Annotated in this window: 17 protein-coding genes; 13 read left to right on the plus strand and 4 right to left on the minus strand. The window is 52.3% G+C overall.

The window, feature by feature from the left end:
* Positions 1–113: 113 nt before the first annotated feature.
* From prs to lolB, 3 genes are all read right to left on the minus strand, one after another.
* Positions 114–1,061, minus strand: coding sequence for a ribose-phosphate diphosphokinase (gene prs, locus DW47_RS0108640; RefSeq protein ID WP_029685996.1), 948 nt, complete (start codon positions 1,059–1,061; stop codon positions 114–116).
* Between the two features lie 109 nt (positions 1,062–1,170).
* Complete coding sequence (gene ispE, locus DW47_RS0108645) at positions 1,171–2,040, minus strand: 4-(cytidine 5'-diphospho)-2-C-methyl-D-erythritol kinase (RefSeq protein ID WP_029685997.1); 870 nt, start codon at positions 2,038–2,040, stop codon at positions 1,171–1,173.
* Positions 2,037–2,663: a lipoprotein insertase outer membrane protein LolB gene (lolB, locus tag DW47_RS0108650; RefSeq protein ID WP_029685998.1), complete on the minus strand. Its 627-nt coding sequence runs from the start codon at positions 2,661–2,663 to the stop codon at positions 2,037–2,039. The genes ispE and lolB overlap by 4 nt, the downstream gene beginning before the upstream one ends.
* 211 nt (positions 2,664–2,874) lie before the next feature.
* On the opposite strand from lolB, the gene hemA reads away from it, so the two are divergent.
* The 6 genes from hemA to kdsA are packed head-to-tail and all read left to right on the plus strand — an operon-like array spanning position 2,875 to position 8,193.
* Complete coding sequence (gene hemA, locus DW47_RS0108655; protein WP_029685999.1) at positions 2,875–4,131, plus strand: glutamyl-tRNA reductase; 1,257 nt, start codon at positions 2,875–2,877, stop codon at positions 4,129–4,131.
* A 44-nt stretch (positions 4,132–4,175) separates the two neighbouring features.
* A complete protein-coding gene (gene prfA / locus DW47_RS0108660; protein ID WP_029686000.1) occupies positions 4,176–5,258 on the plus strand; it encodes a peptide chain release factor 1 in 1,083 nt (360 codons plus the stop codon).
* Positions 5,258–6,097, plus strand: coding sequence for a peptide chain release factor N(5)-glutamine methyltransferase (gene prmC / locus DW47_RS0108665; RefSeq protein ID WP_029686001.1), 840 nt, complete (start codon positions 5,258–5,260; stop codon positions 6,095–6,097). The genes prfA and prmC overlap by 1 nt, the downstream gene beginning before the upstream one ends.
* Positions 6,098–6,105: 8 nt before the next feature.
* Positions 6,106–6,495: a SirB2 family protein gene (locus DW47_RS0108670; RefSeq protein WP_029686002.1), complete on the plus strand. Its 390-nt coding sequence runs from the start codon at positions 6,106–6,108 to the stop codon at positions 6,493–6,495.
* Positions 6,496–6,497: 2 nt separating this feature from the next.
* The gene (gene sirB1, locus DW47_RS0108675; protein ID WP_029686003.1) at positions 6,498–7,307 is read left to right on the plus strand and encodes an invasion regulator SirB1; all 810 of its coding nucleotides are present in this window, start codon (positions 6,498–6,500) and stop codon (positions 7,305–7,307) included.
* Between the two features lie 31 nt (positions 7,308–7,338).
* The gene (gene kdsA, locus DW47_RS0108680; RefSeq protein WP_029686004.1) at positions 7,339–8,193 is read left to right on the plus strand and encodes a 3-deoxy-8-phosphooctulonate synthase; all 855 of its coding nucleotides are present in this window, start codon (positions 7,339–7,341) and stop codon (positions 8,191–8,193) included.
* A 70-nt stretch (positions 8,194–8,263) separates the two neighbouring features.
* Here the strand turns inward: kdsA and chaA are convergent, their stop codons facing one another.
* Entirely contained in the window at positions 8,264–9,355 is a 1,092-nt protein-coding gene (gene chaA, locus DW47_RS0108685) for a sodium-potassium/proton antiporter ChaA (protein ID WP_029686005.1), read from the minus strand.
* 479 nt (positions 9,356–9,834) lie between these two features.
* On the opposite strand from chaA, the gene DW47_RS0108690 reads away from it, so the two are divergent.
* The 7 genes from DW47_RS0108690 to spy all read left to right on the plus strand — a co-directional run bounded on the left by DW47_RS0108690 (position 9,835) and on the right by spy (position 18,086).
* The gene (locus DW47_RS0108690; protein ID WP_029686006.1) at positions 9,835–10,515 is read left to right on the plus strand and encodes a gamma-glutamylcyclotransferase; all 681 of its coding nucleotides are present in this window, start codon (positions 9,835–9,837) and stop codon (positions 10,513–10,515) included.
* A gap of 142 nt (positions 10,516–10,657) precedes the next feature.
* On the plus strand, positions 10,658–12,094 hold the full coding sequence (locus DW47_RS0108695) for a YchO/YchP family invasin (protein ID WP_029686007.1): 1,437 nt from the start codon (positions 10,658–10,660) through the stop codon (positions 12,092–12,094).
* Between the two features lie 460 nt (positions 12,095–12,554).
* Positions 12,555–13,586 (plus strand): arginine N-succinyltransferase, encoded by a 1,032-nt coding sequence (astA, locus tag DW47_RS0108700; protein ID WP_029686008.1) that lies wholly within the window; start codon positions 12,555–12,557, stop codon positions 13,584–13,586.
* Positions 13,583–15,049 (plus strand): succinylglutamate-semialdehyde dehydrogenase, encoded by a 1,467-nt coding sequence (gene astD, locus DW47_RS0108705; RefSeq protein WP_029686009.1) that lies wholly within the window; start codon positions 13,583–13,585, stop codon positions 15,047–15,049. Before astA ends, astD begins: the two co-directional genes overlap by 4 nt.
* Entirely contained in the window at positions 15,049–16,392 is a 1,344-nt protein-coding gene (gene astB / locus DW47_RS0108710) for an N-succinylarginine dihydrolase (RefSeq protein ID WP_029686010.1), read from the plus strand. The genes astD and astB overlap by 1 nt, the downstream gene beginning before the upstream one ends.
* A 15-nt stretch (positions 16,393–16,407) precedes the next feature.
* Positions 16,408–17,391 carry a succinylglutamate desuccinylase gene (gene astE, locus DW47_RS0108715; RefSeq protein ID WP_029686011.1) on the plus strand — a complete coding sequence of 328 codons (984 nt, stop codon included), beginning with the start codon at positions 16,408–16,410 and terminating at the stop codon, positions 17,389–17,391.
* A gap of 221 nt (positions 17,392–17,612) precedes the next feature.
* Positions 17,613–18,086 (plus strand): ATP-independent periplasmic protein-refolding chaperone Spy, encoded by a 474-nt coding sequence (gene spy, locus DW47_RS0108720; protein ID WP_029686012.1) that lies wholly within the window; start codon positions 17,613–17,615, stop codon positions 18,084–18,086.
* Positions 18,087–18,167: the final 81 nt, after the last annotated feature.

Consider the following 18,167-nt stretch of genomic DNA (forward strand, 5'->3'; position numbering starts at 1 on the left):
TGAGAGGCCACATCAATCCTTAAAATACAAAACGCCCGATGAAGTTCATCAGGCGTTTTACAGACAGAAAGCTGTCAATCTATACCAGGACTAGTCACAGCAGTGAGCGGTGATTAATGCTCAAACATCGCTGAAATAGATTCTTCGTTGCTGATACGACGGATAGCTTCAGCCAACATACCGGATAATGTCAGGGTACGGACATTCGGCAGAGCTTTGATTTCTGGCGATAACGGAATGGTGTCACAGACGACCACTTCATCAATCACAGAATTACGCAGGTTTTCCAAGGCATTACCAGAGAAGATCGGGTGAGTCGCGTAAGCAAACACGCGCTTGGCCCCACGCTCTTTCAGGGCTTCCGCCGCTTTACACAGGGTACCACCGGTATCGATCATATCATCGACCAGCACGCAGTCACGGCCTGAAACATCACCGATAATATGCATCACCTGAGAGACGTTGGCACGCGGACGACGTTTGTCGATAATCGCCATATCTGCATCGTTGAGCAACTTAGCCACTGCACGAGCACGCACCACACCACCGATATCTGGAGAGACCACAATTGGGTTTTCCAGGTTCAGTTGCAGCATATCTTCTAGCAGGATCGGGCTACCGAACACGTTATCAACAGGCACATCAAAGAAACCTTGGATCTGTTCAGCATGCAGGTCAACGGTGAGGACACGGTCAACGCCGACGCTTGACAGGAAGTCTGCAACCACTTTTGCAGTAATAGGCACACGGGCGGAACGAACGCGGCGATCCTGGCGGGCATAACCAAAGTAGGGGATAACAGCAGTAATACGGCCAGCGGAGGCACGACGCAGAGCGTCGACCATGACCACCAGTTCCATCAGATTATCATTGGTCGGTGCGCAGGTAGACTGGATGATAAAGATATCACCGCCACGCACGTTTTCGTTAATCTGAACACTGACTTCACCATCACTGAAACGACCGACAGCGGCGTCACCGAGGTTAGTATAAAGGCGGTTGGCTATGCGTTGCGCTAGTTCCGGGGTGGCGTTACCAGCAAAAAGCTTCATATCGGGCACGAGAAAAACCTCAGGCTTTACGTCCAGAGAACCCTCTGTGCGGAGTCACAGAGCAGTTCACACAGGTGTATAAATGCGATACGCGCAGTATCTGGAACCGGTGATACTGTCACGCACACGCCGATCGCTCAGATAAGGATTTTTGCAGCGGCGAGACATTCAGTCCACGGGCCACAAAAGCCGATATCCATTCGGGAGCGAGTTCAAGAACCCGACGGGCAGCATCCTCTGTGTCAAACTCGGCAAACACACAGGCACCGGTCCCGGTCAGGCGCGATGGCGCGTATTCTAGCAGCCACAGCAGCAATTCATCAACCTTACGAAAACGTTTTCTTACCACCGACTCACAATCATTGTGCCATGGAGTATCCATAAGTTGATTTAATGTACGATGCGCGCTGTTTCGCGTCAGTTCAGGATCGCCAAACACTTGGGGGGTCGGGATGCTGACACCGGGATGGGCCACCAGATACCATTTTTCCTCGGGGAAGGCCGGTTGTAACTGCTCACCCACCCCTTCGGCAAACGCGGCGAAACCACGGATAAATACCGGTACATCTGCGCCCAGCGCCAGACCGTCTTCCGCTAACGTTTCAGTGGAATAGCCGCACTGCCACAGATGATTAAGCGCTACCATGGCGGTGGCGGCATTAGAGGAACCGCCCCCCAGGCCTCCGCCCATCGGGATCTTTTTACTGACTGACAGACGAGCCCCGGCATTGGCTGCCAGCCGTTTTTCGCTCACAGCCCGCTGTTTCAGGAGACAGGCTGCCCGCAGGATCAGGTTATCCTCATCGGCGACCTGATCCAGTGACTCAGCCATCTGTAGCTGCCCATCCTCGGTCAGCTCAATGGACAAGGTATCGCCATAATCTAAGAACTGAAACAGCGTCTGGAGATCATGGTAACCATTAGGACGTTGACCGGTGATATATAAAAACAGATTCAGTTTTGCCGGAGAAGGCCAAGTGGTGATCATTTCAGTGTCCAGCTATCCATACGCAGTTTTATCCTGAGATTACCCGCGGTCAGCTCCAAGTCTGCTGGCAGGGCCGGTGTGACATCGTTCTGGTAATCATTAATCACCAGATGCCAGGTTTCGCCATTCTGCTGATAGGTGGCAGTGCGTAACTGGTAATGATCATTGAGGGTATAGCTGTCGGCAGTGCCCGGCAGGCCCAACATCCATTGGCGCAGGTTTTCCAGCGGAATTTGCATGCCGGTCAACTCGGAGATCATTTTGCTGGCGTTATTGCTGGCATACTGTTTACCGGTATTGTCCACCAGATGCACGGTTTGTCCCTGCGTGTCCAACTGCATTTCGGTGCTGCCGAGCGGGTTGGTGAGGATCAGACGGTAGCTTTCTGGTGCGCTCTGTTGCCAGTTATAACGCGCATAGACCCGCTGCTGGGAAGAAATATAGGCAAAGGCGCCACGTGTCTGGAAGGCTTTGACCTGGCTGACTTCGCTGACATGCTGCTTCCATTGCGGGGAGTCAGGATTTTTACCTGGCCCCTGTGGCGGTAGGGTGGCACAGGCACTCAGTAACAGGCTAGCCACGGGCAGCAGACGCAGCCCAAGGCGTTTATTCAGTAAATTCACGTTGTCGTCTCCTTAGACACGGAATGGGTCGGCAAACAGGTAAACGCTACCGACAAGCTATTTAACCGTCAATGCTATTCAGGGAATATTATAGGTCTTAAGTTTAATCTTATTACAGTCTTAGCTTTTGTATGGCTTTTCATGATCTGCCGCATCTTGTAGAATAGCGGTATAACCCTGACCTTATTGGGACAACCCAATCAGAATTGCCATGACGCTTCTCGCACTCGGAATCAATCACAAAACGGCACCTGTCGCACTACGCGAACGGGTTTCTTTTGGGCCGGACACACTGGATAAAGCGCTGGACAGCCTGCTTTCACAGCCACAAGTACAGAGTGGTGTGGTGCTTTCAACTTGCAACCGCACCGAGCTCTATTTGAGTGTGGAAGAGAAAGAGGATACGCAGGAACGGCTGGTACGCTGGCTGTGCGACTATCATCAGTTAAATGAGCAGGATGTGCGTCAGAGCCTGTACTGGCACGAAGATAACGAGGCTGTCAGTCACCTGATGCGGGTGGCCAGTGGACTCGACTCTTTGGTACTTGGTGAGCCGCAGATCCTCGGTCAGGTAAAAAAAGCCTTTGCAGAATCCCAGCGTGGTCATGCGTTAAGCAGTGAACTGGAGCGCATGTTCCAGAAAACCTTCTCTGTTGCGAAACGGGTGCGCACCGAAACCGATATCGGTGCCAGTGCAGTATCGGTGGCGTTTGCAGCCTGTACTCTGGCGCGTCAGATTTTTGAATCCCTGTCGACGGTTAATGTGTTGTTGGTCGGTGCTGGGGAGACCATCGAACTGGTGGCTCGCCATCTGCGTGAGCATCAGGTACAGAAACTGATCATTGCTAACCGTACCCGTGAGCGTGCCCAGGTACTGGCCAATGAAGTCGGTGCGGAAGTGATTGAGATCGGTGAGATCACCGGTCGTTTACAGGAAGCGGATATTATTATCTCTTCCACCGCCAGCCCATTGCCGATTATTGGTAAAGGGATGGTGGAAAGTGCCTTGAAAGCGCGTCGTAATCAGCCGATGTTGCTGGTGGATATTGCCGTTCCCCGTGATGTGGAGCCTGAAGTCGGGAAACTGGCTAACGCGTATCTGTACACCGTCGATGATCTGCAATCGATTATCCAGCAGAACATGGCACAGCGTGAAGCGGCCGCGGTGGAAGCCGAGAGCATCGTGGTCCATGAAAGCCATGAGTTTATGTCTTGGCTGCGTTCGCAGGCGGCGGTCACCACCATCCGTGATTACCGCTCTCAGGCCGAGCAGATCCGTGAAGAGTTAGAGTCGCGGGCGTTGCTAGCACTGCAACAGGGGCAGGATGCGTCTAAAGTGCTGCAGGATCTGGCGCACAAACTGACCAACCGTTTAATCCATGCCCCGACCAAATCCCTCCAGCAGGCTGCCCGTGATGGTGACAGTGAACGCCTGCAGATTTTACGTGACAGCCTCGGCATCGAATAATGCCGGGCTTGCCCCTATTTAGTTACCGGAAAAACCTCTAATACATGAAGACATCAATTGTTGCCAAACTCGAAGCGCTCCAAGAACGTCACGAAGAAGTGGAAGCGTTACTGGGTGATGCCGGCGTTATCGCCGATCAGGACCGTTTTCGTGCCCTGTCACGGGAGTATGCACAGCTGACAGACGTCACCAAATGCTTCCGTGCATGGCAGCAGGTACAGGACGATATTGAGACCGCTACCCTGATGCTTGATGACCCGGAAATGCGGGAGATGGCTTCAGAAGAGCTACAGCAAGCTAAAGCACAGAGTGAAACCCTGGAGCAGGAACTGCAAGTCCTGTTGTTGCCAAAAGATCCCGATGATGAGCGTCCGTGTTTCGTCGAAGTCCGTGCCGGTACCGGCGGGGATGAAGCGGCGCTGTTTGCCGGTGATCTGTTCCGTATGTACAGCCGTTATGCTGAAACCAACCGCTGGCGGGTAGAGATTGTCAGTGCTAGCGAAGGCGAGCATGGCGGTTATAAAGAAGTAATTGCCAAAATTGTCGGTGACGGCGTCTATGGACGGATGAAGTTTGAGTCCGGCGGACATCGTGTACAGCGTGTGCCGGAAACCGAGTCTCAGGGGCGCATCCATACCTCAGCCTGTACCGTCGCGATTATGCCGGAAATTCCGGAGGCAGAACTGCCGGACATTAATCCTTCAGATCTTAAAATTGATACCTTCCGATCCTCCGGGGCCGGTGGTCAGCACGTTAACACCACTGATTCGGCGATCCGTATTACCCACTTACCGACCGGTATCGTGGTGGAATGTCAGGATGAACGTTCTCAGCATAAAAACAAAGCCAAAGCCATGTCGGTGCTGGGTGCCCGTATTCATGCGGCGGAAATGGCTAAGCGTCATGAGGCCGAAGCCTCGGCACGTCGCAACCTGCTGGGGAGCGGCGACCGTTCAGACCGTATCCGCACCTATAACTTTCCACAGGGTAGGGTGACGGATCACCGTATTAACCTGACGATTTATCGTCTGGATGAAACCATGGAAGGTAAATTGGATAGCCTGATTGAGCCTATCGTTCAGGAACACCAGGCCGATCAGCTGGCGGCACTGGCAGGCCAGGAGTAATGCTGATCCGTGACTGGCTGTCCGAGAGCCGAACACTGCTTGCGGACAGCGAGAGCCCGAAACGGGATGCCGAGATCTTACTGGGTTTTGTGCTCGGCAAGCCGCGCAGTTGGATCATTGCCTTCGATGACAGGATACTGACTGCAGAACAGCTGGCTGAGTTGTCTGGCCTGCGGGAGCGGCGTCGTCTGGGAGAGCCGGTGGCACACCTATTGGGAGAAAGGGAGTTTTGGTCGTTGCCTCTTAAGGTTAATGCCCATACCCTGATCCCCCGTCCCGATACCGAAGTGCTGGTAGAAGTGGCACTGGATTGTCTGCCAGAACGGCCTACGACGGTGTTAGACCTTGGCACCGGCAGTGGGGCGATTGCCTTGGCGATAGCCAGTGAACGCCCTGATTGTCAGATCACTGGGGTAGATCGTATCCCACAGGCGGTGGCACTTGCCACGGACAATGCGCGTCAGTTAGGTTTTGACCACTGCCGGTTTATCGAAAGTCACTGGTTTGAGCAGCTTCCAGCTGGGCGTTTTGATCTGATTGTCAGCAATCCTCCCTACATCGATGCCGACGATCAGCATCTGTCCCAAGGAGACGTCCGCTTTGAGCCGCTGAGTGCGCTGGTGGCTGAGGAAGGCGGATTAGCCGATCTGCGGGCGATCATACAACAGAGCCGCGACTGGCTGGTGCCGGGCGGCTGGCTGCTGCTGGAACATGGCTGGCAGCAGGACCAAGCGGTACGCGGACTACTGTCTGCGGCTGGATATTCACAGGTAGCCACTCGGGCTGACTATGGCGGCAACCCGCGCGTCACCTATGGCTGCCTCAATAGCGATAATTAAGAGCGGATATGACCACATTATTTCCGATAGTTAAAGCCCTGCATATGATGACAGTGATGTTCTCAGTGCTGCTTTTTATGGTGCGTTTTTACTGGAAAATGGAAGGTTCTGCGATGTCAGACCGACTGTGGGTAAGAATTGTGCCACACATCGTCGATACCTTTTTACTGTTAAGCGGCATTTCACTGGTGTTTATCAGCCAGCAGTATCCCTTTACCGCCGGCAACGGCTGGCTAACCGAAAAGCTGTTTGCGGTGGTGTTATATATCGGGCTTGGATTTGTCGCTTTTGGCCGGCGACCTTTCAGTCTGAGGACCCGCGGTTTTGCGTTTGGCGGTGCGGTGATTATGCTGCTGATCATTATTTTTCTGGCCACCAATAAAACGGTGCTGGGGTGATCATGGACGCTGTTGAACACTGCGAAGTCAGCGAAAGCTCGCTGTGCGAGGCGATGATCGCCGTCATGAGCCAAGTACGTCCCGATTTTCCCATTGAGCGAGTCCGCCAGCAGCTGGCGGAGTTGGTCGCTGAAGCCCGTCGCCATGTCTCTGCAGAACTGGATCAGGAACAGCAACTGGAACAACTGCTGGACCTGTTTTACCAGCAGTGGGGATTCCGGGGCGCGGAAGGGATTTACCGTTTATCTGATGCCTTATGGCTGGATACTCTGTTACAAACTCGGCAGGGGACTGCTGTCTCACTCGGCGCGGTACTGATGTTTATCGCAGGCGAGTTATCGTTGCCACTGTTACCGGTGATCTTCCCAACCCAATTAATTATCCGTGCCGACTGGGTTGAAGAGGAAATGTGGTTAATCAATCCATTTAACGGAGACACCCTGGATGAACATACCCTCGATGTGTGGGTGAAAGGGACTCTCGGACCGACTTCGACGCTGTTTGATGAAGACCTTGATGAGGCCGAGGTGGGCACCGTGGTACGTAAGATGTTGGAAACCCTAAAATCCTCATTGATGGAAGAGCAGCAACCAGAATTAGCTCTACAGGTCAGTGAAGTGTTGCTGACCATGGACCCTGAAGATCCCTATGAAATTCGTGACCGCGGTCTGATTTATGCGCAACTTGAATGTGAACACATTGCCTTAAATGATTTAACCTACTTTATCGAACAGTGCCCTGAAGACCCGGTCAGTGAAATGATTAAAGTGCAGATCCACGCAATCGGTAGCAAACATGTCACGCTGCACTGAGCAGCGTATTAGAAACTTAAGGAACAACGGTATGACAGAGAAAGTAGTCGCGATTGGTGACATCAAGGTAGCAAACGACCTGCCTTTCGTCCTGTTTGGTGGGATGAACGTGTTGGAGTCACGGGATCTGGCGATGCGTATCTGCGAACATTACGTCGCAGTAACCGAAAAGCTGGGCATCCCTTATGTCTTTAAAGCCTCTTTCGACAAAGCTAACCGTTCTTCTATCCACTCCTATCGTGGACCGGGGCTGGAAGAAGGGCTGAAAATTTTCGCGGAACTGAAAAGCACCTTCGGCGTGAAAATCATCACAGATGTCCACGAAGCATCCCAGGCACAACCGGTCGCGGATGTGGTTGACGTCATCCAGTTACCGGCCTTTCTTGCTCGTCAGACCGATCTGGTGGAAGCTATGGCTAAAACCGGTGCTGTCATCAACGTGAAAAAACCTCAGTTTGTCAGCCCAGGCCAAATGGGAAATATCGTCGACAAATTTGCAGAAGGCGGAAATGACAAAGTCATCCTCTGTGACCGTGGCAGCAACTTTGGCTATGACAACTTAGTGGTCGACATGTTGGGCTTTAACGTGATGAAAAAAGTCTCCAACAACGCGCCAGTGATTTTCGACGTTACCCATGCCCTGCAAACCCGTGACCCATTTGGTGCCGCTTCCGGTGGTCGTCGTGCCCAGGTGGCGGAATTAGCCCGTGCCGGCATGGCAGTCGGCATTGCCGGACTGTTTATTGAGGCTCACCCAGATCCTGCCAATGCCAAATGTGACGGCCCATCAGCCCTGCCACTGGATAAATTGGAACCTTTCCTAGTACAGATGAAAGCCATCGATGATTTAGTGAAATCTTTCCCAGCACTGGATACCAGTAACTGATCACTGCTTGGTCGCGAGAAATAAAACGCCCGCTAATCAGCGGGCGTTTTTTATAGATATTCTATGCCGCTTACAGCATTACTGTCACTAAATAGCCGACAAATAATGCCAAGTGCGCCGCGCCGTTGAGTACATTGGTACGCCCAGTGGAGAAGGATATTTGGCTTAATAATAACACTGCACCCATCATCACCATCTGCGGTGGCTCTAAGCCGAAAATGAGCGGTTGGCCGGTCAATACCGAAATCAGGGTAACTGCCGGAACAGTCAGTGAAATGGTCGCTAGTACCGACCCGAAAAACAGGTTCATCGCCCGCTGTACCTGATTGGCCAGCACGGCTTTGATGGCTCCCAGACCTTCTGGGGAGAGGATCAACAGAGCAATCAGAAAACCGGTAAATTGTTGTGGTGCATGAAGTTCCCCCAGTAACTGCTCAAGCACCGGGGCGTTCATTTTAGTGACACTCACGACAGCCACCAGATGGACAATCAACCACAGGGCGTGCCAACCACTGCTATGTGCCGAAGGCTTACCGTGGTGGGGGTCACCATCATCCCCGTTATCTTCATGTTCATACACAAACAGGTTTTGGTGAGTCCGCGTCTGGATCAGTAAAAAAACGCCGTACATGGCGGCGGAGACTACCGCAATCAGCAGTGACTGTAGTGTGCTGAAATTGCCACCGGGCAAGAAATTGGGGAATACCAACACCAGAATTGCCAACGGGAAAATGGCAATCAGATACTGTTTTACCCCCACCAAGTTGACATATTGGGTGGCAAATTTACGCCCCCCTAATAGCAGGGCAAAACCTACCAGCCCGCCGGTAACAATCATAATGATCGAATAGAGGGTGTCGCGCATCAACCCTGGGGTGGCGCTACCGGTGGCCATCAGTGCTGAAATTAGGCTGACTTCAAGGATCACTACCGACAAGGTGAGGATCAGCGAGCCAAAGGGTTCCCCCAGACGGTGTGCCAGCACATCTGCATGGCGGACGACGCTGAACGCGCTGCTGAGGATCGCTACCAGCGTCAGTAAGTTGATGGCCATCACCAGTGGCAAAGAGGTTTGGTGGCTAAAAAAATACTGTACGATCAGAGCAGCTATGGGGATAATCAGGGAATATTCGGTATGACGGGTTTTCTCATGGACGGGCATGGCACCTCCTCACAGGCTGACAGATTAACAGCCCTCAGCCAGTGACTTCCTGACAGTCTGGACTGTGTGACAACTTTTCATGCAGATAACTTTATCATTAGCCAGGTTAAAGGTAATAGTTATTTACCGGTATTTACGTTTAGCTATCTGCAGTGCTATTTATTACGCATTTATATCTAATACTATGATAATAGTAAAAAATTTTATAAAATGGATTGTGTTAAATTACCCATAACTCTTTTTTTCAGCTAAAAAAGTCTGACTAATTCAGTCATACATCAGATTTTTTCATCGAGGCGCCTATTTATTACGTTATGTTCTCTTCACTCAACGTAGCAGCCGATAGTCTTGGGTTTAACTGTCAACAGATGCTAAATAATATATCAGGATTTAGCCTATACCCCTTCACATAACTTTACATTTCCTGTAATCATAGCAAAAGGCATCATAAAACCACGGATATTCAAAGCGGAGGGCAAGTGCTGACCCGAGATTTTTTAGTGAATGCAGATTGCCAATCTTCGTTTGGTACTATTGATCAGCAATTATTGTTGAGTACAGAGCAGCGACAACGCTCACTGGCAGAATTTATGGCACAACAGCCGCAGCCGGGAACGCCGGTATGGGTGTTTGGTTACGGTTCCTTGATGTGGAACCCAGTGCTGGATTACAACGAAGTCCGGCCAGCAGTGCTGGAAGGCTGGCAACGTGGCTTTTGCATCCGGCTGATCGCTGGGCGAGGGACTGCTTGCACACCGGGCCGTATGCTGGCCTTAAAAGCTGGTGGACGTACCCGTGGACTGGTGTTCAGAATCAGTGAAGAACGCCGTGCCGAAGAACTGGAATTGTTGTGGAAACGCGAAATGATCACCGGCTGCTATTGTCCCCGCTGGCAGCAGGTTAGTCTGGACACGGGTGAACAGATCACCGCACTGGTGTTTACCATTAATACCTGTCATCCGTTGTTCGAAACGGATGAATCGACGAAAGTGGTCGCACCGCTAATTGCCCGAGCCCAAGGGCCACTGGGCACCAACGCCGGTTATCTCTATTCGCTGGTGGAAAGTATGGCCAGTCTCGGTGAGCACGATGAAAAGTTGATCCATCTGGCAGAAGAAGTCCGTCGCCACAGTCAGCAGTCCGTCCCACATATAGACTAATAATCTGAAAATTGCTCGTTAAAGGGCAATAAAACGCCGCAGGGCGGGGTGGGGGGATTAGCTGTGATATACTTGTGGGCAGTATGACTCTGCTGCCTCCGGCGCGTGAACCCAACTTCCCGAGCGGACACTGCGACTATTTATGTTTTTTAACCGGCCTCGTCTTTTATCTCTGCTGTTGCCAATGCTAATGTCAGTGTTTGGTGCCAGTGCAGATAGTAGTAACCCTTCACTGACTGATACGGATGACAGTTTTGATGCCGATGCAGCCCGCTTCTCGCGCCAGGCAGCACAGCTTCCCGATCTCGGTGGTACGACCACCGCTAGCGATAGCGACTACGCTCGCCAATTGGCTGAGATGGCTAAGTCTATTGCCAGCGATAACGATAACAGCAGTGACACCAGTATTGGCCACAGCGCCGGCTTGTGGGCGTTTGATCATTTTCGCGATCAACTGAATAAACGCCTTAATCAGGAGAGTCAGAACCTGCTGTCTCCTTATGGCCATGCCAGTGTAAACCTGGATGTTGACCTCGACGGCAATTTTGACGGTACTTCTGCCTCACTGCTCAGTCCGCTCTCTGAAAACAACCGTTATCTGACCTACAGTGAAATGGTACTGAGTGCCAGTATGCCGGGAACTACAGGTTCTTTGGGGGTTGGGCAGCGTTGGGATCAGGGTAACTGGATGTTTGGCTATAACGCTTTTCTTGACCATCTATTCAACCGCCATCTGGACCGCGCCTCAATAGGATCAGAACTTTGGGGAAATTTCCTGCGCTTATCGGCTAACTACTATCTGCCGGTTTCCGGTTGGCAGCAGGACAGCGTTACGCAGATGGAGAGAATGGCTCGTGGTTACGATATCACCAGCCAAGGCTATCTGCCTTTTTACCGGCAACTCGGCGTGTCGGTCAGTTGGCAACAGTATCTGGGAGAAAATATTGACGCCTTTGATAGCGGCAGTACCTATCGGAACCCTTCGGCACTTACCCTTGGCGTGACCTATACTCCGATACCCTTGGTCACCTTTTCTGCTAGCCATAAAAGCGGTACCGGTGGTGAAAGCCAAGATCTGTTCGGCTTGAAGTTTAATTATCGCTTTGGTGAATCGCTGCGCGCTCAGCTCTCGCCGGACAATGTTGCCGACGCACACTCGTTGCGTGGTAGCCGTTTTGATACGGCGACCCGCAATAACAACCCGGTGCTCAGTTACCGTCACCGTAGCCACTTGAGTGTTTTCCTAGCAACCCCTCCCTGGCAGCTCTCCGCCGGTGAAAGTCTAATGCTAAAACTGCAGGTCAGCTCTGATAAAAATATCCGTGAAATTCACTGGCAGGGTGATACCCGCGCCCTGAGCCTGACCCCACCGGCTAACCCGACCGATTTACAGGGCTGGAGCATTATTATGCCTGCTTGGAGTAATGAGAGCGGTGACAGCAATGAGTATCATCTGGCCGTCACCGTGGTGACAGCCAGTGATACTGTCACCTCTAATACCATCACACTGAAATTGACTCCGCCGCTAATGCCTGATGATCCGGGCGACAGCCAGCAATACGACCTGATGGCCCCTTAATTCTACTGCACTTTTATAGCGCCCCATCACGGGGCTTTGTTGCTTTTATGCACTTATAATGTGCGCAGCTTCAACTCCTTCAACAGTAACGCTTGCCTATTAGCCCTGTGAAAGAATATTTTTTAATTTTTGCATAATCCCGCTGCCCCTGGTCTGCGTAGCCTGACTCTCCATCATAAATATGCAGTTTTTATTCACTAAAATTGCATAAGTGTTTTATTTAAGTCATTGATTTATTTTGATGTGTATTTTTTTATGCACTTTTATTTGCTAAGTGGCACGTTAACTGCACTCTCAGTCAACATCGGTCTCCCCTGAATATAATTCTAATAATGCTAATGTTAACCACTGAGGTTTATATGACTGCAGCGACTGCCAAAAATGGCCGCATTGCCTACCTGAATCAGCCCGTTCACACGGCCAGCAGGGGCCACTTGCCTTGCTCACGGAGGGTAAGCTGATGGGCATCGTTCGTCCTGTCACCCCTAAGGATCTACCAGCATTGCTGCAACTGGCAGAAAAAACCGGTGGCGGCCTGACATCGCTACCCGCGGATGAACAGACACTGTCAGCACGTATTGAGCGCTCGCTGGCGACTTGGCGTGGCGATCATCCGTTATCACAGCAAGGTTATGTGTTTGTACTGGAGTTGCCTGAAAGCGGCAAAATTGTTGGTATCTGTGGGATTGATGCCGCCGTTGGGCTAGAAGAACCTTGGTATAATTACCGAGTCGGTTCGCAGGTCTATGCCTCGCGGCAACTCGATGTCTATAACCATCTTGCTACGTTGTCTCTGAGCAATGACCATACTGGGGCCACCGAACTTTGCTCGCTGTTTCTGGACCCGGACTATCGCCAGAATAAAAACGGTCAGTTGCTGTCTAAATCACGTTTTCTCTTTTTGGCCCAGTTCCCAGAACATTTTTCCGAGCGGGTGGTGGCGGAAATGCGTGGGGTGAGTACCTGTGAGGGTGAGTCACCTTTTTGGAACAGTGTGGGGCATCATTTTTTCTCAATGGATTTCACCCGCGCTGATTATCTGAGTGGTACCGGCCACAAAGCCTTTATCGCTGAATTGATGCCTAAGCATCCCCTGTATATTCACTATCTTACGCCACAGGCACAGCAGGTGATCGGTCAGGTTCATCCTGCTACCGCACCGGCCAGGGCGATGCTGGAAAGTGAGGGCTTCCGTTACCGAAATTATGTGGATATTTTTGATGGTGGCCCGACTTTGGAGTGTGATCTCGACGAGATCCGAGCCATCCGCCGCAGCCGGCAAGTCCTTGCCCGAGCGGGTAACCCCGTCAGCGATGCACCGCTGTGCCTAGTCTCTACCTGCGATTATCATAATTTTCGGGTATTGCTGGCCCGCCTTGATCCGCAGCAACCGGAAGTCATATTGACACAGCAACAGCTCGATAGCCTACACATTCACAGCGGTGACCCGGTGCGTGTGGTCACTCTTAGCCCTAAGGATAATCATCGATGAGTTTACTGATTAATGGACAATGGAGAGTAGGACGCGGCGACATTCTCAGCAAAACCGATCCGCTGACGGCTAACCTTATCTGGCAACGCCCCGCGGCAGACAGTGCTGATGTTGCGGACGCTTGTCAGGCTGCCGCTGAGGCTTTTGATGGTTGGGCTGCCCTTAGCCATGATGCTAGACTGGCAGTGATCACCGCTTTCGGCGAGCAATTGACCGAGTACCGTCAGGCACTGGCGACATTGATTAGCCGTGAAACCGGTAAACCGCTGTGGGAATCACTGACAGAAGTAACGGCGATGATCAATAAAATCGCCATATCTCAGCAATCTTGGCAGCAGCGTACCGGTGAACACCACGCGGAGGGCAGTAGTCTGCGTCATCGTCCCCACGGCGTGATGGCTGTGTTCGGCCCCTATAACTTTCCCGGACATTTGCCAAATGGACAAATTGTTCCGGCGTTATTAGCAGGTAACACGGTGGTGTTTAAACCCAGCGAAATGACGCCCGCAACGGCGGAATATACCGTTCGTCTGTGGCAACAGGCTGGTCTGCCAGCTGGAGTAATTAATCTGGTTCAGGGAGCCAAACAGACGGGACAGACGTTGGTCGATCAGCCACAACTGGCCGGGGTATTGTTCACTGGCAGTGCCGCGACGGGTTATCAGATCCACCGGCAATTGGCTGGCCGACCAGAGGTGATTTTAGCGCTGGAAATGGGCGGTAATAACGCGCTGATTGCCGAGGATATGCCGGATATCGATGCGGCGGTGAATATTGCTATTCAGTCAGCGTTTATCAGTGCCGGACAGCGCTGTACCTGTGCCCGCCGTCTACTGGTTAAACGCGGTGAGCAGGGGGATCGTTTCTTGGCCCGTCTTGCTGACGTTACCGCCAAGATAACCCCCGGTGCTTGGGACAGTACCCCGCCTCCGTTTATGGGCAGTGTTATCTCTGCAGCGGCTGCGCAGCGCATTTGGCAACATTGGCAGCAGCTAAAACAGCAGCAGGGTAACGTGATCGTCGAGATGCGTTATCCAGACCCCTCGACAGCACTGCTCTGGCCTGGAATTATCGATGTTACTGAAGTACAGGGGCTGCAAGATGAAGAGGTATTCGGGCCACTGCTCACCGTTATTCGTTATGACCATTATCAGGATGCCATCCGTTTAGCTAATCAGACCCGTTTTGGTCTAGCTTGCGGATTGATCACCCCCGATGAGGAAAAATTCCGGGAACTGGTTAACCGTGCCCGTGCCGGTATCGTCAATTGGAATAAACCGCTGACCGGTGCTGCCAGTAATGCCCCCTTTGGCGGGGTCGGTGCCTCCGGAAACCACCGTCCTGGTGCCTTCTACACGGCTGATTTCTGTGCCTGGCCTATGGCGTCGCTGGAATCGCCACATCTAAGCTTGCCGGAGCAGCTGTCTCCTGGGCTGGATTTTTCATCAACAGGAGCCGGTTAATGACATACACAAATCAGACCACGGAAGCCAATTTTGACGGACTAGTAGGGCCGACTCACCATTATGCCGGCCTGTCCTACGGTAACGAGGCGTCCGCTCGACACCAGCATCAGCCCTCTAATCCTTTAAAAGCGGTGAAACAGGGGCTGGCTAAGATGAAAGCGTTGGCCGACCAAGGTTTTGTGCAAGGTGTGATCCCGCCGCTGGCCCGTCCGGATATTGCGCTGTTACGTCAGGCCGGTTTTAGTGGCAGCGATCAGCAAGTGCTCTCTGCCGCATTGCGTCACGATCCGGCGTTGTTGTCGGCCGCCTCATCTGCCTCATCGATGTGGGTGGCAAATGCCGCCACCGTTTCTCCGTCAGCGGATACCGCCGATCGTCGGGTCCACTTTACCGTGGCCAATCTGAATAATAAGTTACACCGTATGCGCGAAGCTCCGCAGACAGAGCGGGTGTTTAAGGCGATGTTTGCCGATGAACACCATTTTCAGGTCCATCAAGCACTGCCGCAGAGCAGTTACTTCGGCGATGAAGGGGCGGCCAACCATAACTGTTTAACCTCTGTAGATGGCTCCAACGCAAGTGAACTCTTCGTCTATGGCCGTGATGAAAGGTATCCGGCGGTAGGCCCACAGCGTTATCCAGCCCGTCAGACGTTGCAAGCTAGCCAAGCAGTGGCTCGTCTACATCAGCTCGACCCGACACGGACTTTCTATGTACAGCAAACCCCTGAGGTTATCGACCAAGGGGTATTCCATAACGATGTGATTGCCGTCAGTCACCGCGAAGTCCTGTTTTGTCATCAGCAGGCGTTTGTTGATCAAGACGGATTATTTGCGCGTTTACGCCGAGCAATACCTGGTTTCACACCGCTGGTGGTGCCAGCGCAGCAGGTCAGTGTTGCCGACGCGGTCAATACCTATCTTTTTAACAGTCAATTACTTAGCCGCGCTGACGGTAACATGGTGCTGGTCCTGCCACAGGAAGCCCGTGAACATGACGGGGTTTGGCTGTATCTGCAACAATTACTGGCCGCCGATAACCCGATTGCAGACCTACAGGTGTATGATCTTCGAGAAAGTATGCGTAACGGCGGCGGACCCGCTTGTCTGCGTTTACGGGTGGCAATGACCCCTGAAGAACAGCGGGCGGTTGCCCCGGGTGTAATGCTCAATGATCAGCTGTTCACCACCTTGAATCAGTGGGCCGACCGCTTCTACCGGGATTCGCTGCACGCAGAGGATCTGGCTGATCCACAACTGTTGGCGGATAACTATCAAGCCCTTGATGAGCTGACTAGGATCCTTGGCCTTGGCAGTATCTATGATTTCCAGCAGCTCTAAACCGTGGGGGCTTCGATGAAAAATTATCTCCAATCGCTGTTATCTGACCAGCCACTGACAAAAACTGCTGGGGAAACGCCGCAGTTTTTTTGGCGTGAGGTCTGTCCCGGTGGGTTAGAACTGATCCCCCGAGATGCGGAATCATCCCAAGGGCTGATTATCTCTGCTGGTATCCACGGCAATGAAACCGCACCGGTGGAAATTCTGAATGAACTGCTCGATAACCTGTTCAGTGGCAGCCTACGGCTCAGCCGGCCATTACTGCTGATCTTCGGTAACTTGCCCGCATTGCAGGCGGGTAGCCGTTTTACGGGCTATGATCTCAACCGTCTTTTTTCCGCCAGTGGCGGGCAGGTAGCGGAGTGTTACGAAACCGCACGGGTCAAACAACTGGAAGCCGTCTGCCGAGATTTCCAGGCGCGGCTCGGTGAACATTGCGGTTGGCATCTGGATTTGCATACGGCGATCCGCGGCTCTATCTATACTCAATTTGGTATGTTACCGGCCAGTGATCGTCGCGATAATCCCGACTTTCTAGATTGGTTGGAAACGGCTGGTTTACAGGCATTGGTATTCCATCGCACACCCAGCGGCACCTTTAGCCATTTTACCTGCAATAGCCTGCAGATGGAGAGTTGTACCCTAGAGTTGGGTAAAGCTCGACCCTTCGGCAGTAACCGGCTGCAAGATTTTGCACTGGCAGTGCAGGCGCTACGGGCCATTATCTCGGGAAAACATAACTTGTTGGAGACACCGTCATCCCCCGCAAGGCGATTTCGGGTGGCTCAGCAGATCACCCGTCACAGTGAAGACTTTATCCTGCATATGTCCGAGGACACGGTTAATTTCACCGAATTTAACGTCGGGGCACTGTTAGCTGAAGATGGCGCACACCAATATTGGGTGTTAGCAGGCCGGCCGGAGCGGGTGCTTTTTCCTAATCCTCGGGTCGCGGTCGGTTTACGCGCCGGACTTATGCTAGTGGAAGAGGATAGCTGAGGTTTTATCGTTCAGGGGACAACGGCGGTTTTTAACGTTTTCTTAGCAAAACCCTGTCACCGCCCCCATAGTTTCTTCACGATGGCGTTTTTTTCAGCATTTGTATTTTCAGTGATTTACGCAGTTTCTGAGTAATTGACGTTTGTCCGCGTAGACTCAATTCCACAGATGACAGTGTCAGCGGGCACCGTCAGAGACTTCACACTGAAAGGATAACAACTATGCGTAAACTGACTTCACTGATTCTGGCGACATCTCTGGCGCTGGGGGCAACCAGCGTGGTTCATGCGGCCAGTGATAATCTGACACCGCCACCGGCACCACAACATCGCCCAATGCCGCCACACGGCCCTGATTTTTTCCACGGCATCAAGCTGTCTGATGCTCAGAAGCAACAGGTGAGGGAGATCATGCAACAGAGCCATAAACAGATGAAGCGTCCATCGGTGGAACAGCGTCGCGCTGCGCACGATATTGTCGCCACTGATAATTTTGACCGCAACAAAGCGGAAGCGCTGGCAGCTGAGATGACGGCAGGGGCTAAAGACCGGATGCTGCAGCGGATGGAAACCGATAATAAGCTGTATAATGTACTGACTGCTGAGCAGAAAAAACAGTACAACGCAGATTTTGAACGCCACCTGACAGAAAAACCAGGTCACCGAGGCAATGCGTCTGCACCAAAAGCTGACTGAGTATAACGAAGTCTTGAAACCGCCGGTCAGGCTGATGAGCGTTCGCGTCAGTCTGACCGGCGGTTTTTCTTATTTTGGGTG

Origin of the sequence: Tatumella saanichensis, assembly GCF_000439375.1 — a bacterium.
Lineage (GTDB): Bacteria > Pseudomonadota > Gammaproteobacteria > Enterobacterales > Enterobacteriaceae > Tatumella > Tatumella saanichensis.

Coding starts and splice junctions, on each gene's coding strand:
- ispE (WP_029685997.1), bottom strand. CDS start 2,040: ATGATCACCACTTGGCCTTCTCCGGCAAAACTGAATCTGTTTTTATAT.
- hemA (WP_029685999.1), top strand. CDS start 2,875: ATGACGCTTCTCGCACTCGGAATCAATCACAAAACGGCACCTGTCGCA.
- prfA (WP_029686000.1), top strand. CDS start 4,176: ATGAAGACATCAATTGTTGCCAAACTCGAAGCGCTCCAAGAACGTCAC.
- prmC (WP_029686001.1), top strand. CDS start 5,258: ATGCTGATCCGTGACTGGCTGTCCGAGAGCCGAACACTGCTTGCGGAC.
- DW47_RS0108670 (WP_029686002.1), top strand. CDS start 6,106: ATGACCACATTATTTCCGATAGTTAAAGCCCTGCATATGATGACAGTG.
- sirB1 (WP_029686003.1), top strand. CDS start 6,498: ATGGACGCTGTTGAACACTGCGAAGTCAGCGAAAGCTCGCTGTGCGAG.
- kdsA (WP_029686004.1), top strand. CDS start 7,339: ATGACAGAGAAAGTAGTCGCGATTGGTGACATCAAGGTAGCAAACGAC.
- chaA (WP_029686005.1), bottom strand. CDS start 9,355: ATGCCCGTCCATGAGAAAACCCGTCATACCGAATATTCCCTGATTATC.
- DW47_RS0108695 (WP_029686007.1), top strand. CDS start 10,658: ATGTTTTTTAACCGGCCTCGTCTTTTATCTCTGCTGTTGCCAATGCTA.
- astA (WP_029686008.1), top strand. CDS start 12,555: ATGGGCATCGTTCGTCCTGTCACCCCTAAGGATCTACCAGCATTGCTG.
- astD (WP_029686009.1), top strand. CDS start 13,583: ATGAGTTTACTGATTAATGGACAATGGAGAGTAGGACGCGGCGACATT.
- astB (WP_029686010.1), top strand. CDS start 15,049: ATGACATACACAAATCAGACCACGGAAGCCAATTTTGACGGACTAGTA.
- astE (WP_029686011.1), top strand. CDS start 16,408: ATGAAAAATTATCTCCAATCGCTGTTATCTGACCAGCCACTGACAAAA.
- spy (WP_029686012.1), top strand. CDS start 17,613: ATGCGTAAACTGACTTCACTGATTCTGGCGACATCTCTGGCGCTGGGG.